Annotated in this window: 15 protein-coding genes; 6 read left to right on the top strand and 9 right to left on the bottom strand. The window is 35.3% G+C overall.

The window, feature by feature from the left end:
• The first annotated feature begins 30 nt into the window (after positions 1 to 30).
• Positions 31 to 1,122 carry a glycosyltransferase gene (locus BST91_RS11260; protein WP_085775428.1) on the top strand — a complete coding sequence of 364 codons (1,092 nt, stop codon included), beginning with the start codon at positions 31 to 33 and terminating at the stop codon, positions 1,120 to 1,122.
• Here the strand turns inward: BST91_RS11260 and rfbD are convergent.
• From rfbD to BST91_RS11240, 4 genes are all read right to left on the bottom strand, one after another.
• A complete protein-coding gene (gene rfbD / locus BST91_RS11255; RefSeq protein ID WP_085775427.1) occupies positions 1,117 to 1,947 on the bottom strand; it encodes a dTDP-4-dehydrorhamnose reductase in 831 nt (276 codons plus the stop codon). The two genes, BST91_RS11260 and rfbD, sit on opposite strands and share 6 nt — an antisense overlap.
• Positions 1,944 to 2,483, bottom strand: coding sequence for a dTDP-4-dehydrorhamnose 3,5-epimerase (gene rfbC, locus BST91_RS11250; RefSeq protein WP_085775426.1), 540 nt, complete (start codon positions 2,481 to 2,483; stop codon positions 1,944 to 1,946). Before rfbC ends, rfbD begins: the two co-directional genes overlap by 4 nt.
• Complete coding sequence (locus BST91_RS11245; protein ID WP_085775425.1) at positions 2,480 to 3,520, bottom strand: hypothetical protein; 1,041 nt, start codon at positions 3,518 to 3,520, stop codon at positions 2,480 to 2,482. The genes rfbC and BST91_RS11245 overlap by 4 nt, the downstream gene beginning before the upstream one ends.
• Positions 3,521 to 3,605: 85 nt before the next feature.
• On the bottom strand, positions 3,606 to 5,309 hold the full coding sequence (locus BST91_RS11240; RefSeq protein ID WP_042276797.1) for a DUF6909 family protein: 1,704 nt from the start codon (positions 5,307 to 5,309) through the stop codon (positions 3,606 to 3,608).
• 188 nt (positions 5,310 to 5,497) lie between these two features.
• Here BST91_RS11240 and BST91_RS11235 point away from each other — a divergent pair, with 188 nt between their 5' ends.
• Positions 5,498 to 6,262, top strand: a complete 765-nt coding sequence (locus BST91_RS11235; RefSeq protein ID WP_060523515.1) for an amidohydrolase — start codon at positions 5,498 to 5,500, stop codon at positions 6,260 to 6,262.
• Here the strand turns inward: BST91_RS11235 and BST91_RS11230 are convergent.
• Genes BST91_RS11230 through BST91_RS11210 form a run of 5 tightly spaced genes read right to left on the bottom strand, consistent with a single transcriptional unit; the run spans position 6,249 to position 11,262 of the window.
• On the bottom strand, positions 6,249 to 7,847 hold the full coding sequence (locus BST91_RS11230; protein WP_157546963.1) for an Ig-like domain-containing protein: 1,599 nt from the start codon (positions 7,845 to 7,847) through the stop codon (positions 6,249 to 6,251). The genes BST91_RS11235 and BST91_RS11230 overlap by 14 nt on opposite strands.
• A 44-nt stretch (positions 7,848 to 7,891) precedes the next feature.
• A complete protein-coding gene (hemF, locus tag BST91_RS11225; RefSeq protein ID WP_085775424.1) occupies positions 7,892 to 8,794 on the bottom strand; it encodes an oxygen-dependent coproporphyrinogen oxidase in 903 nt (300 codons plus the stop codon).
• Entirely contained in the window at positions 8,791 to 9,588 is a 798-nt protein-coding gene (locus BST91_RS11220; RefSeq protein ID WP_085775423.1) for an EI24 domain-containing protein, read from the bottom strand. The genes hemF and BST91_RS11220 overlap by 4 nt, the downstream gene beginning before the upstream one ends.
• Before the next feature lie 2 nt (positions 9,589 to 9,590).
• Positions 9,591 to 10,613, bottom strand: coding sequence for a uroporphyrinogen decarboxylase (gene hemE, locus BST91_RS11215; RefSeq protein ID WP_042276810.1), 1,023 nt, complete (start codon positions 10,611 to 10,613; stop codon positions 9,591 to 9,593).
• Positions 10,606 to 11,262: a uroporphyrinogen-III synthase gene (locus BST91_RS11210; protein WP_085775422.1), complete on the bottom strand. Its 657-nt coding sequence runs from the start codon at positions 11,260 to 11,262 to the stop codon at positions 10,606 to 10,608. Before BST91_RS11210 ends, hemE begins: the two co-directional genes overlap by 8 nt.
• Positions 11,263 to 11,519: 257 nt before the next feature.
• On the opposite strand from BST91_RS11210, the gene BST91_RS11205 reads away from it, so the two are divergent.
• The 4 genes from BST91_RS11205 to nadD are packed head-to-tail and all read left to right on the top strand — an operon-like array spanning position 11,520 to position 14,199.
• A complete protein-coding gene (locus BST91_RS11205; RefSeq protein WP_042276816.1) occupies positions 11,520 to 12,128 on the top strand; it encodes a Crp/Fnr family transcriptional regulator in 609 nt (202 codons plus the stop codon).
• 22 nt (positions 12,129 to 12,150) lie between these two features.
• The gene (locus BST91_RS11200) at positions 12,151 to 13,026 is read left to right on the top strand and encodes a YicC/YloC family endoribonuclease (protein WP_085775421.1); all 876 of its coding nucleotides are present in this window, start codon (positions 12,151 to 12,153) and stop codon (positions 13,024 to 13,026) included.
• Positions 13,026 to 13,622, top strand: a complete 597-nt coding sequence (gene gmk, locus BST91_RS11195; RefSeq protein WP_085775420.1) for a guanylate kinase — start codon at positions 13,026 to 13,028, stop codon at positions 13,620 to 13,622. The genes BST91_RS11200 and gmk overlap by 1 nt, the downstream gene beginning before the upstream one ends.
• Entirely contained in the window at positions 13,609 to 14,199 is a 591-nt protein-coding gene (gene nadD, locus BST91_RS11190; RefSeq protein WP_085775419.1) for a nicotinate (nicotinamide) nucleotide adenylyltransferase, read from the top strand. Before gmk ends, nadD begins: the two co-directional genes overlap by 14 nt.
• Positions 14,200 to 14,249: the final 50 nt, after the last annotated feature.

Below are 14,249 nucleotides of genomic sequence, written 5' to 3'. Positions count from 1 at the left end.
TTTGAATTATTCTGAACCCTTCAAATCTATATGAAGAATAAATTTTTGCTTTATACTCCTACACTTGAAGGCGGCGGTGCCGAAAAGGTTTTTATAAAATTAGCGTCTTATTTGATTGAAAATAATTACGACGTACGTTTAATCACCGCCTATGGAACTGCTTACCAAGATATTCAAAATGAACATTTGACAGTTATTAGAATGTTCAATAAAAAGCCATCTCAATCAAAGCTGCTGAATCTCTTTTTAAGATTGTGTATAATGCCAATCATTATATGTTTTGAATTGATAAGGTTTAAGCCTCATTATTTTATTACCGCTGTTCTAGAGGCCAATGTTTTTGGTAATATTTCTCACTTTATTTGCCAGTCAAAAAGTAAGTTAATCATCAGGCAAGCAGGAGAACTTGCTAATGAGACGCATCCCGGAAAATTAAGTATTCTGCTTAAATGGGCTTTTAATAGAAGTCACTTGCTCATTGCAAACTCAGATGGTACTAAAACTTCAATGATTAATTTTCACAAAACTGTAAGTTCAAAAATTGAAGTCATTGGAAACCCGATTTATGAGTCAAAAACAGTAAAAACTAACAATTCTGCAGGTGAACGTTACTTACTAGCCGTAGGACGACTAGAGTCTCAAAAAGATTATCCCACTTTACTCAAGTCATTTGCGCTTATTAAAGACGATTTGAATGTGAAGCTTAAAATTGCAGGCGATGGCATGTTAAAGGATGAACTTATTCAATTAACAAATGAATTAAAAATTAGCGATAGCGTCGAATTTTTAGGTTTTCTTGAGGATCTAGATGATTACTACGCAAATTGTATTGCGTTAGTTTTGAGTTCGCATAATGAAGCTTTTGGGAATGTAATTATAGAAGCAATGTCCTATGGGAAGCCTGTAATCAGCACTAGGTGTGCTGGCCCAGAATTTATTATAAATAACGATTCTATTGGAGAACTTTGTGCTATAAAAAACCCACGATCAATGGCCGATTCAATAATTAAGGTCGTAAACTCGCCACAGAATTATGATTCAGACTTAATTATTAAAAGAGCACAGGACTTTTCATTAGAACGAATAGGCAATAAGTATCTAACTGCTATAACTGCGTTATAGGCGTTCAATCACCTTTTCTAATTCGATTTGATAAGGAGATAGTAGGTATTTGAATACCTCTTCTGTCTTTGAGGTGTCCATCACGCTATACGCAGGTCGTCGCGCAGCAGTAGGGTAGTGGTCTACGGAATGAATACCTTTTTTAAGTTCTGCCAGTTCATTTATTTTTAAAGCAAACTCATACCAACTCACCTTTCCATGATCCACATAATGGTACAGGCCATACTGTAAAGGATCTTGTTTGATAACATGATGTATAAAATTGGCAACACTCAAGGCACTTGTAGGGGATCCTACTTGACTAGTTACGATATTTAATTGTTGTTGATCGGTAGTCGTAAGCCATGTAAAAAAGTTTTTACCAAAAGGAGCATACAACCATGAAATTCTAAATATATAATACTTAGAAGCTAGCATTTCAATGGCTTTTTCACCAGCGAGCTTACTAGCACCATATTCATTGATCGGGTTTGTTATATCATGTGGTTGATAAGGAATATTAGAGGTCCCATCAAAAACATAATCAGTAGAAAAATGAATTAATGTAGCATCATACTGGGCAGCGATTTGGGCTAATTTTTCTACTGCGGTTGAGTTTATTTTAAAGGCTTTTTCCCGTTGTTCTTCAGCTAGATCTACAGCTGTGTAGGCAGCACAGTTAATAATATAGTCAGGTCTTAGGGATGCAACCTTTTCTTGTACTTTGTGTGCACAAGTTATATCTAGTTCTTTACTTGTGAAAGTGAACAATTCAACACTGGTCAACCGCTTACTTATGGCTGTTCCCAGCATCCCATTTGCACCAGTAATTAGAACTTTTATCATAATTGAGATAGATATGGGGCAGCACTATCTTTTTCAGAAAGGACGACATCCTTTTCTGGTATTTGCCAATCAATAGCAAGCTGTGGATCATTGTATCTTACTGCAAGTTCGGTTTCAGGTTGATAAGTATTGTCAATTTGATAGTTCACAATCGCAGTTGATGAAAGTACCGAGAAACCATGTAAAAAGCCTCTAGGGACATATAATTGCTTGTTGTTTTCTGCACTCAATTTGATTGCAAAATGTTTCAAATAGGTTGGAGAATCTACCCTAAAATCTACAGCAACGTCTAATATCTCACCTTGCACACAACGTACTAGTTTTGCCTGTGCAGCATCTCCTTTTTGTAAGTGTAAACCTCGAATAACGCCATAGGTTGAGGTACTCTCATTAATTACAATAAACGGGTTGGATTGAGGTAACTCTTTCGCGAAAGCGAGACTATCAAAAGCAACAACAAATTTACCACGCTGGTCACCAAACACAGCTGGCTCGATAACTTTACAATCCTTTAATGACGTTTCTTTTACTATCATTTTCGTTGCGACTCTAACCTGTTAAGATAGCTCCACAATAAAGGAATTAAGGCTAGTAGCATACCGCAACCTAGAAAGATAAAGGCCAATTTGATCTTGTAATGCTTCTTCTCAACAGATCCTTTAGTAACGTATTGTGATAATACATTTACGGTTTTGGCAAACTTGTACTTATCTTCTCTAGCCTCTGAAATTTTATACAGTAGCGTTGATTTCTGACCAAAGAGATCTTTAAGAGCATCAGATGGCTTTTGATCTCCTAAATATAGGTTTGTTCCAGACGATGCGGCGCTTGTTGAATTTCCTGCAATCGCTTTTTGGTAACTAGCGATAAGTGAATCGGTTTCTTGTAATTGATATTCGAGCACTTTTAAATCAAATGCATTGTTCTCCTTTGCCGATTGACGTAAAGCTTTAATCCCTGAATTATCTTGAACCGTTACTGCCGGCTCACTTACTTTATTAACCACCTCGCGATCGATTCCGGAAATCACTACCTTATAGAATTCATAATCGATATCTCGTTTTGCTGCTTTAAATCCTTCAAAGGTAAAATTCATAAGCGCCATGGTATCGCTTTTTCTCGCTAGTGCATCGTATTCTGCTAGTAACTCATTATCGGTATAGCTAGCCTCGATCTCAAAAGACCCTAAAGTTTGTGCCTGTTCCTCGGTAATCTCTAACTTATTGGCTAGACTTGCAAAATCCTCTTGTTCAATAAGCGACTGGTACAAGTTAATATTTGAAATAAGTTGAGCAGCACTATTGAAATTGGGTTGTACTCTAAGTATGGCATTAAAGGATTTTTTGTTTTGTAAATCCAGGTAATAACCTAATCCAGCTCCTATCAAAAACAGAACAGCTAGTAAAACTAGGTGTTTTTTCATGAATAGTAAGGTAAGAACTAGGAAGTTACCTATTCCTTTAAACACATCTCCTATGGCTTTAAAGAGATTTTTAAAACCATTACCTATCCATGTGAAAACAGGTACTAGATCTACCTCTTTTTCCTCCTGATTATTGGGCTGGTCGCTCATACGTAAGTTTTTATTGTGTCAAATATAAGTTTTGTTCACAATTTAGAACGCAACCTGGCAATACTAAGTATAATCGAAGAATTAATTACAGACTTTCCTCCATGATTTGTTCTAGGATTTTTTCGGTAATCACATATACCGGTTTTACTCCTAGTAAACCTAATCCACCACTTGCAAGAGTATGACCTGTTTTTAAAGGATTATCACTTGCATAGTAGGCATATCTTACTTTTACATCACGATCTATACTTCTACGTACCTGTGATGCAGACTGCACTGCTTTTTGGTAATGAGCACCTTCCATTTCCAGACCTATCACTCTCCAACTACTGGTGTGAAAAAACTCTAGTAAATCTTTGTTTTGTAGCGAAGTTCCTAGAACGGTAACCATACTTCCACTTACTATATTAATGCCATCTTCTTGTAAATCCTCTTCTTTAAGTTGATTTTCAAAAGGATAATTATCTGCTGTTCCTTCAAAAACATGAGCATCAGGTATCATGATGTCGCCTTTATCACCGGTAAGAATACCTGCTTTACCCATTACATTAACAGATTTGACATTCATCTTGTGCTTAGTTCCGTTTTCATCGGTATACGGTTTAAGCAATTCATCCATCGTCTCAAATGCTTGCTCACCAAAGGCATAGTCCATTACGACAAGTACTGGTTTTGTGCTGTTATCGCTTTCGCGAAAGCGTACTGAACAAAAATCAACGTCCATGTAAGCACATTCACTGGTATCAAATATCTGTACATCGATATTAGTACCACTAGTATCTTTAAGTTCATACATACCATTTGTAACGGCATGTTTTTTTATACGGTCACGCAGGTTTTTATTTGCCTCGTCACTGAGTTTTGCAAAAAGAGACATGCGGTCAGTGTCTTTAAGCTGTTTTTGTAGGGCTTTTGGACCATACAAGGAATTCATGACACTGTGCAAGTTGGCACTTATTATATGAATAGGTCTATCGAATAAATTGTTATCGACTAAAAATTGCTTGATACGAGACGCCCAAATATCTCCATGGATGTGATGACCCAATCGTTCTCTAAGAACAGGAGAAAAGGTAATTAATCGTTTTTGCTCATCCAGAATTTCTTTTCTGGCAAGAGCTCCCATGTGATAAATTATACTGAGAAAGCGATTAGGATTATCAACTGTTGCAAATTTAGGGTAGGTACTTTTCACCTCTTTAAAGGTTCTACCTAGAATGGTAGCGACGTGCGTCATTGCAATATCTTTCTCCTCTTGAGAAAGTTTCTTCTTTGTAACTGCATTTTCTAGACATTGCCAGTCTCTTGTAGTTTGTTTGTTCTCACCTACCATTACTTGCTTCATGATTTTATGAGATTCTATCATGAGAAAAGTAAGGTGAGTAAGTATGTCATAAATCTCTGATCTACCACGAGTAACCTCAATATTCATTTGGTGATCGTCGATACGATAGCAATTACGTCTACGTTTAAGAGGAATTATTGGCTTAAAATGACTTTGCTCATAACCTTCATTACTGGTGAGATTGATGTAAGTACACTCTTCAATCCCTACAGGTAAACGATCCATAACGTACAGTAATCCATCTAGTTCTACCTTTTCATCGGCGATGGATCCATAGATTTCAGGTTTTAGTGTAAGGAGTGATTCTCTTAACGATTCACCACTCACACCCATAGGTTTGTAAAATCCACGATTGAATAAATGTCTCATTGTGATGTACATGCGTTCAATCGCATTAGTACTTTCTTGAGCCTTAGTACGTGGTTGAATTTGGAATGATGCCATAAACTATTTTCTCGACAAAGATATTCTTTTTAAAAATCATAAAGTATTAAGAAATAGATAAGGCTTTGTTTTTCAATTGAAAAGTTTTCTGTCATGCTAGTTTTTAATAGCCATGAAAGGCAAGGTATCGTTCAAAACAATAACGTAATTTTAATGACATCAATTTTATAGGCACTTATTTTTAACGCATGAAAGTATCATTAATCCAAAGCGAATTAGTCTGGGAAAATCCTGTTGAGAATAAAAAGGCTTTTGACACCAAACTGATTGAACTCTATCAACAAACGGATCTGGTAGTGTTACCCGAGATGTTTACTACTGGTTTCTCTATGAATCCACAAGGTATTGCAAGTAATTACGAAATTTTAAACTATTTAAAAGTGCACGCCTCTAAAGGGAACTTTGCTATTTATGGCAGTGTAATGTACGCTACTGATACTGGATATGTAAATAGAGGAATTTTTATGAATCCCGATGGCGAGCATACATTTTATGATAAACGCCACACGTTTACTCTTGCAGGTGAACACAATGTTTATGATAAAGGAGAAGAGCCTGTGGTTGTTTCATTTAAAAATTGGAAAATCAACCTTCAAATATGTTATGATTTGCGTTTTCCAGTTTATTCTAGAAATACCAGCGACTATGACATATGTATTTATGTGGCTAACTGGCCTGTGCCTAGGGTAAACGCTTGGGATGCACTTTTAAAGGCTAGAGCGATTGAAAATATGTGTTATACAATAGGTGTTAATCGCACAGGAAAAGATGGTACAGGAATGGATTATAACGGACATTCACAGGTTTATGATGTCCTAGGTAAGGAGTTAATTGATGAACATCCTTGGGAGCAAAACGGAATAAAAACGGTTCTTTTAGATAAAAATCATATCTCACATTACAGAGATAAACTGAAGTTTCTACAAGATAGAGATAGGTTTAATTTATTATAACTGTTTGACGTAAGTCCCAGTTTGCCTGAAGTTTTTGTAATTCTGGAAAATACTCGACCTTTTCTGGTTGTTTGTTTTTGAAAAAATCTCCAGAATCATACCTACCATTATTATTGGAATCATAGATTAATCTAATGTAGTAGTTACCTGGATTTAAATAATTAAACTCAAGGGTTGTATTTTCTCTTGCAGTTTGCTGTTCTACAACCTCTAATTTTTCATCAACAATTTCCACTAGTATAGGAAACTCTTTTCCACCGGTCAATGTCACCCAGATGTTACCTAATGAAGAGGATTTGTTTGTATTGTATGTAAAATTAAGCGTGTCGATATTTTTTGCTCCAAAATAATCAGTGATTGCCTCGGGTAACATTTGTAATTTATACTTCTGGTTTTCTTGTGAGTCGATAGCTAATTCTAATTGATTTTTAAACCGGTCTAACTTAAAGTTAGTTTGAACCACGGCACTATCCTTATCAATTAATTTAAAAAGGTTTGTATTGTAGTCTTCAATAGGAGTAGTAGCTGTAATCAAAATGTTTTTACCTATTCCAAACTTTCCAGACTTGCTTACTACCAGACTGTCTTTTTTCTCTTCTTTGTAGAATACCTTTACCGTATCTGTAAATTGTTTATAATAAGCATTAAATAAAACAGAATCCTTTATTACAGCAGGTTTTTGCCATATTTCAAGAGTATCCTTTTTTGTAAGTTTTGTAATGCGTAAATCACTTATTGGATAATCAGGTAGAGATTTCAGGTTAAGACTGTCTAACGGACCTGTATAACCTAAATCCCATCGTTGAGGATTTTTAAATATGGGTTTTGTAATACTAGGTTCCTGCGCCTGCTTGAATAGTTTGAGTTCGTACGTTTGATCGCTAGGAACAGTTATTAAGTCTGAAACAAAACCAATTTTATCACTGTTGGGATCAAATTTTAAATTACGATTATCCTCCTTTAAGGCAACCATTTTATAAGTACCAGCTTTGATATTTTGCATGGTAAATGTTGACAGACTATCCAGTGTGTTAAGAACGTAATTAGGTTTACCCTTTGTGACTACCGTATCTATAAATTCTCCATTTACTTCATATAGTAAAACGTTCACAAATTTTTCAGGTTTGAATTTTAGGGCGTCAGTGATTTTTCCTTTTACGGTTAATGAATCTATTACATCTCCGGTGCTAAATACATATCTGAAAAAAGGAAATGGATTACCTTCATTGTTATCCACAATACTTTGTCCAAAATCCAACACATAAGTGGTATTGTCCTGAAGCGTGTCTTTAATTTCAATGGTTAACTTTTTTGAAACTCCACCTTGAGGAGTTATCACAGGTTGGTATTCTAATGGTGGAGATACCACTAGTTGCTTTTGTAAATCTTTTAATTTGATGAATTCATCAAATTCTATTTCTATCACCTGATTATTAAATCTAGTAGAATAGTTATCAGGATAGGCCCTTAAAATAACAGGAGCTTCTTCATCTACTGGTCCACCAGTAGGACGACCACGTTTAGCACATGACAATACAGTAATGACTAAAAGGACACCGCATAATCTGGCTAACAATGATTTCATGATAAGGAAACGCTTTAGGTAGTACAAAAGTATAAGTTATATATCTATACCCAGTTTTTAGGGTTTTGGAGAACCTTTAGTAATTCATGTTCAGGGCTTTCTGGTACAGGATGGTGGTCGTATTTCCATTGAACATGTGGTGGCAAACTCATTAAAATGCTTTCTATTCTTCCATTAGTTTTAAGTCCAAACAAGGTTCCTTTATCATGAACTAAATTGAATTCTACATAGCGACCTCGCCTTATTTCTTGCCAGTCTCTATGATTTTGATCATATTCCAAATCTTTACGTTTCTCCACTATTGGCACATAGGCTTCTAAGAAGTGACTTGCCATATCTATTTGAAAAGCATACCAATCTTCCATTGTAAAACTTTCATTTGCTTTACAGTAATCATAGAACAATCCTCCTATTCCTCGAGCCTCGTTACGATGACTATTGTGAAAATATTCGTCGCATTTTTTCTTAAAAAGGGCGTAGTCTGCAACTTCATGTCTGTCACACACCATTTTACATATTTTGTGGAAATGCGTTGCATCCTCTTCAAATAAGTAATAAGGTGTAAGATCTAATCCACCACCAAACCAACTGTCGACTATCCTACCTGTTTCATCATACATTTCAAAATATCTAAAATTACAATGCACAGTAGGGACAAAAGGATTTTTAGGATGTAAAACCAAACTTAAACCTGTAGCATAAAAATCAACATCGTTGACTTTAAAATAATTTTGCATGGACACTGGCAACGGGCCGTGAACAGCACTTATATTGACACCACCTTTTTCAAAGACAGCGCCGTTTTCAATGACACGTGATCTACCGCCACCACCTTCTTCTCGTTCCCATAAATCCTGCTTAAAAGAGGCTGCTCCATCAAGTTTTTCAAGGGTTCCAGATATCGTATCTTGTAATTCTAAAATAAATGAATAGAATTTTTCTTTCATGAAGTTATTTCATTAATAGATTCACTTGTAGGCTCGATGGGAATAAACAACTCTCGATCTTTCATTTCGTTAAGAGTTAATCTTGAAGCTGCAGTTACTGAAAAAGGTAATACTAGAATAACACCTATTATTGGTATTAATACCATTCCCATAAATACTAAACCATTACCTATAGCAAGGCCTCTACGTTGTTTTACAAATTTGACAGAATCGGCATATTTAAAATGACGTTCTAGCGTATAGTCCATATTTCCAAACCCAGCATAATAGGCTTGAACGATAAACGCAATGATGGTAAATACAATACCAACTACAGGAATAAAACTCAGTAATAATAAAGGTATAGTTAGTAACAATTCATAACCCAGGTTACGCACATTAATTCGTAAACCACGCCAAAGCTGTTCTAGATTATTAGTATTTCTATGAGGATAAGTATGAGTGTAATTAGGGTAAAGGTGCTTTTCAATACGTTCTGAAACCGGAGACATAAAAGGAGCACTTAATATCATAACCACATGCTTGTAAAGGATGAAACCAATAATAATTATGATAGCTCCGCTTATCCATTCGGCAATGGTATGAAAGGTTTGTGAGCCCGTTTCCCATATCCATAATTTATCCATAATGTTGGCTAGGTTATCGCTCAACCCATAGGCAGCAAATCCAATTCCTACAAAGAAGAAAAAGCTTATAAGCATGGGTACTAAAAAGAACTGCCAAAGATTAAGCTTACTAATCAAAGCAAACCCATCAGAATAGGCCTTAATACCCTTCCAAACATTTTTAAACATTATTATGCGTATTCTTTAACCGCGTCTACAAATGCTTGTGCATTTTCAACGGGTATATTAGGTAAAATTCCATGACCTAAATTTACTACATATTTGTCTTTACCAAATTCATCAATCATCTCCTTCACCATTTTTTTAATAGTTGCTGGTGGAGATAATAGTCTCGATGGATCAAAGTTTCCTTGTAATGTTATGTCGCCACCTGTCAAGTACCTAGCGTTTCTTGCACTACAGGTCCAATCTACTCCTAGTGCACTAGCACCACTACGCGACATCTCTTGTAAGGCAAACCAGCATCCTTTACCAAAAACGATCACCTCGGTAAGTGGTTTTAATGCGTCAATTATTTGTTGGATATATTGAAACGAAAATTCTTGATAATCAACCGGCGAAAGCATTCCACCCCATGAATCAAAAACTTGAACTGCATTGACACCATGTTTTACTTTTTCTTTAAGGTAAGCAATGGTAGTATCAGTTATACGTTGCAGTAAATCATGGGCAGCTTCTGGTTGTGTAAAACAAAACTCTTTGGCCTTGTCAAAGTTTTTACTTCCTTGTCCTTGAACACAATAGCATAAAATCGTCCAAGGTGATCCAGCAAATCCAATTAATGGCACTCTGTCATCCAGAACTTTTTTAGTCATGTCGATGGCTTCCATCACATAACTAAGTGCATCACTCACATCTGGCACAACTACTCTGTCTAGATCCTTAACAGTTCTTATAGGGTCTGGCAGCCATGGTCCTACACCAGCTCTCATTTCTACATCGATATTCATCGCTTGTGGTATAACCAGGATATCAGAAAACAGTATAGCGGCATCGGTACCTATTTGATCAATAGGCATAACAGTAATTTCGGTAGCCAACTCCGGAGTTTGACATCGTGTGAAAAAATCATATTTTTCTTTAAGCTTCATAAAGTCTGGCAGGTATCTTCCTGCTTGTCTCATCATCCATACTGGTGGACGTTCTACGGTTTCACCTTTAAGAGCTTTAAGAAATAAATCGTTTTTAATCATTTTTGTATGTCTTTAATACTGTTTTAATTACGTGTGCTACACTAGGTTCTTCAGCTACTATTACCGTTTTAAAGAAATTTCTAGCAGCTGTTGCTGTCGTTTCTCCTATACAAATTGCAGTAGAGGTATTTGTTGAGTTCGCTTTCGCGAAAGCGTAAACACCACGAGGACTGTAACACAAAACGACGTCAAAAGTACAACTGAAGCTTTTTTTCACCATAATTGTATCATAGACATAAATCTCGTTATACGATATTTTATTGTCGGTTAAGGTATCGGGAAGCTCATTCCGTCGATGAGGTGATGTTAAATAATCAAACTTAGTATTGTGGTAGTGTGCGCAAATGTGGTGAGCAAGCTCTTTTGCATTATGATGAGTGACAATAACATTATAACCATTTTCTTGAAGTAAGGATGACGTGTTTATTCCTACACAATAACATGAAACTGATTGTGAGTCATAATTCTTTTTGAGAAAAGGAATGGCATTTTGTGAGGTAATGATAATATGGTTATTTCTTAAAGAAACTCTGGGTGAAAGCAGTATCTTTTTTAAAGGTTCTAAATCAACGACGTTGTCAAATACATCAAGCAGCTGATTTTTGTGTTTATTAGAAAGTCTTTTTAGAGATAGAATTCTTGATTTCATTGTATGCAAAATAAGTCAAATGTAGGCTTAGACCACTTAAAACCGACAAATTTTGCAATGTTGAGGTGCTCTTGTCTGAAAAAAATATTTCTTTATTGTGTATTTCGTCGATAATCTATACTCTTTTGTCTACTATATAAAAAAGGTTTAACATATGTTTTCTAGATGAGTATATAAGACATTTTTTTGTCTTTCAAAATAGGTATATTGCAAATGTATGCCTAATAAAAAGTTAATAAACTCCTAATTATTATCATATGGAATTGCCCTCTTTTTTACATGATTTGACAGGTGATGAAGGAAGACCGTCATTAGAGTACGCAAATGAAATCTTCGGATTATTAGAGGTAAAAAAAGTTAAGAAAAGAGACATTTTACTGCATTTAGGTGAAGTGTCCAGTCATATTTATGTAGTTAAAAAAGGTGTACTTAAAGGTAGCATCATTGACGAAAAAGGTGACCTTCATACTGTAAGATTTGTTGCCGATGGTGATGTGATGACCGCGATGTATAGTTTTATTGATCAAAAACCCAGCGATTTACAAATTGAATGTGTAGAAAGCGGTGAGGTTTTATGTTTTCAATATGAAGACTTTGAGTACATGAGTAAGCTGTATCCCGGTCTAGAGCCGGCCTTTCACAAAATAATGCTCAAGCGTTATCAATCCATGCTAGATGAAAAATCTAGAATGATTAGTCATGATGCCACTACTAGATATTTGAAGTTTGTAGAACGATATGAGCCTATAGTTCACAGACTACCATTGAAGGAAATCGCATCATTTTTAGGAATTCGCCAGCAATCATTAAGTAGATTACGCAATAAGCTAGAGCAAGATAAGATGACTGAGCAGCATTCTGTTTAGTATCTTTGTCCAAAATTGTTCTATGATTATTTCCATGACCGGTTATGGAAAAGCTGTCACACAGCTTTCTGATAAAAAAATCACAGTAGAGATAAGGACTCTTAATAGCAAAAATCTTGACTTAAACCTACGGATGAGCAATGCTTATCGTGAAACCGAGCTAGATTTACGTAAAAATGCTGCCAAAATTCTAAAACGAGGTAAGGTAGATTTTTCTTTACATGTCGAAGATTCTGGTGCTGCTTCAATTCCTGCTTTGAATATTGAAGTTATAGATACTTACTTAAAGCAATTAGAGCAAATTGAACTAGTTAAAGTAACTTCTACAAATCATAAAATTGACTTACTTAAAGTAATCTCTCAATTTCCTGATATTTTCAAACCTCAAGACGATGATCTTTCTGACGAGGTTAAAGAAACTATTTTCTCAACTGCTCAAGAAGCAATCGAGGCCGTAATGGAGTTTAGAAAATCCGAAGGAAACCAGTTAGAATTTGATTTTAACTCGCGTATATCTACACTTACAAACTTACTTAACGAGGTGATTACAATCGATGAAGAGCGATTGAAAGATGTAAGAGTAAGATTAGAAAAGGCTGTAAAAGAAGTTAAAGAAGAGGTTGATTCTAATAGGTTTGAGCAGGAACTAATTTATTATTTAGAAAAATACGATATCACCGAGGAGAAAGTAAGGCTTAAGAATCATCTTAATTATTTTGTAGAAACAATGAAACAACCAGTTTCTCAAGGTAAAAAGTTAGGTTTTATTTCTCAAGAAATAGGTCGTGAGATTAACACTATTGGTAGCAAGGCAAATCATGCACCTATGCAAAAGCTAGTAGTACAAATGAAAGACGAGCTAGAAAAGATTAAAGAACAACTTCTCAACGTATTATAATGACTACACAACCCAAATTAATAGTGTTTAGCGCGCCTTCTGGAGCTGGAAAAACAACACTTGTGAAGTACTTATTACAACAACCTGAGCTCAATTTAGCCTTTTCAATTAGTGCTGCATCTAGAGAAGCGAGAGGTGAAGAGCAACATGGTAAAGATTACTACTTTCTAGGTATTGAAGAGTTTAAAAACCGTATTAGAAACAAAGAATTTCTTGAATTTGAAGAGGTTTACAAGGATCAGTTTTATGGAACTTTAAAGAAAGAGGTAGAACGTTTATGGGACTTAGGAAAAAATGTAATTTTTGATATTGACGTTGTTGGTGGATTGCGATTGAAAAGTAAGTATCCAGAACGTTGTCTGGCTGTTTTTGTAAAGCCGCCGTCAATCAACGAGTTGCAAAAGAGGTTAAAAGGTCGTAAAACAGAAAGTCCTGAGAAAATAGCTATGCGAGTGGCTAAAGCTAGTACTGAAATGGCAACAGCGCCTCAATTTGACGTGATCGTTGAAAATAATGACCTTGAAAAAGCAAAGCTCAAAAGCTACAATTTAGTCAAAGAGTTTATTTCACAGTCCATTAAAGATGAAGAAGAATAGAATAGGACTTTATTTTGGTACGTTCAATCCTGTTCACATAGGACATCTTGCAATTGCAAATTATCTGGTAGAATTTGGTGATATTGACCAAGTATGGATGGTAGTTACGCCACATAATCCTCATAAAAAGAAACAAAACTTGTTAGATGATTATCAAAGATTACACATGGTTCATCTAGCAACTGAGGAATACGAAAAAATTACAGCAAGCAATGTTGAATTTGGTCTACCACAACCTAATTATACTGTTCATACACTTGCACATCTTACTGAAAAGTATCCTGATAAAGAGTTTGTACTCATTATGGGTGAGGATAACTTGAAAAGTTTACACAAATGGAAAAATTACGAAGTAATATTAGAAGATTATTCCATTATAGTGTATCCTAGAATAGGTGATGGACAGATTCCTGATCGTTTTAAAAACCACCAAAAAATCATCAGGATTGACGCTCCAATTATGGAAATTTCTTCTACCATGATAAGAAATGGAATTAAAGAAGGAAAAGATTTAAGATACTACATGCATCATGATGTCTTTAATTACGTTGATGAGATGCATTTTTATAGAAAATAACTCAATATTGACTCAATGGTTGACGTTAAAATCTTTAGCATTAACTAAAT

The organism is Nonlabens tegetincola (assembly GCF_002117085.1).
GTDB classification, from domain to species: Bacteria; Bacteroidota; Bacteroidia; order Flavobacteriales; family Flavobacteriaceae; genus Nonlabens; species Nonlabens tegetincola.
Note: the sequence above shows the minus strand (reverse complement) of the source record. Positions and strands in the feature narration are given on the sequence as shown.

Excerpts from the sequence above, each read along its gene's own strand:
- BST91_RS11230 (WP_157546963.1), bottom strand. The coding sequence starts at position 7,847 with ATGAAATCATTGTTAGCCAGATTATGCGGTGTCCTTTTAGTCATTACT.
- BST91_RS11210 (WP_085775422.1), bottom strand. The coding sequence starts at position 11,262 with ATGAAATCAAGAATTCTATCTCTAAAAAGACTTTCTAATAAACACAAA.
- BST91_RS11245 (WP_085775425.1), bottom strand. The coding sequence starts at position 3,520 with ATGAGCGACCAGCCCAATAATCAGGAGGAAAAAGAGGTAGATCTAGTA.
- hemE (WP_042276810.1), bottom strand. The coding sequence starts at position 10,613 with ATGATTAAAAACGATTTATTTCTTAAAGCTCTTAAAGGTGAAACCGTA.
- rfbD (WP_085775427.1), bottom strand. The coding sequence starts at position 1,947 with ATGATAAAAGTTCTAATTACTGGTGCAAATGGGATGCTGGGAACAGCC.
- BST91_RS11260 (WP_085775428.1), top strand. The coding sequence starts at position 31 with ATGAAGAATAAATTTTTGCTTTATACTCCTACACTTGAAGGCGGCGGT.
- gmk (WP_085775420.1), top strand. The coding sequence starts at position 13,026 with ATGACTACACAACCCAAATTAATAGTGTTTAGCGCGCCTTCTGGAGCT.
- BST91_RS11200 (WP_085775421.1), top strand. The coding sequence starts at position 12,151 with ATGATTATTTCCATGACCGGTTATGGAAAAGCTGTCACACAGCTTTCT.
- nadD (WP_085775419.1), top strand. The coding sequence starts at position 13,609 with ATGAAGAAGAATAGAATAGGACTTTATTTTGGTACGTTCAATCCTGTT.
- BST91_RS11220 (WP_085775423.1), bottom strand. The coding sequence starts at position 9,588 with ATGTTTAAAAATGTTTGGAAGGGTATTAAGGCCTATTCTGATGGGTTT.
- hemF (WP_085775424.1), bottom strand. The coding sequence starts at position 8,794 with ATGAAAGAAAAATTCTATTCATTTATTTTAGAATTACAAGATACGATA.
- rfbC (WP_085775426.1), bottom strand. The coding sequence starts at position 2,483 with ATGATAGTAAAAGAAACGTCATTAAAGGATTGTAAAGTTATCGAGCCA.
- BST91_RS11205 (WP_042276816.1), top strand. The coding sequence starts at position 11,520 with ATGGAATTGCCCTCTTTTTTACATGATTTGACAGGTGATGAAGGAAGA.
- BST91_RS11240 (WP_042276797.1), bottom strand. The coding sequence starts at position 5,309 with ATGGCATCATTCCAAATTCAACCACGTACTAAGGCTCAAGAAAGTACT.
- BST91_RS11235 (WP_060523515.1), top strand. The coding sequence starts at position 5,498 with ATGAAAGTATCATTAATCCAAAGCGAATTAGTCTGGGAAAATCCTGTT.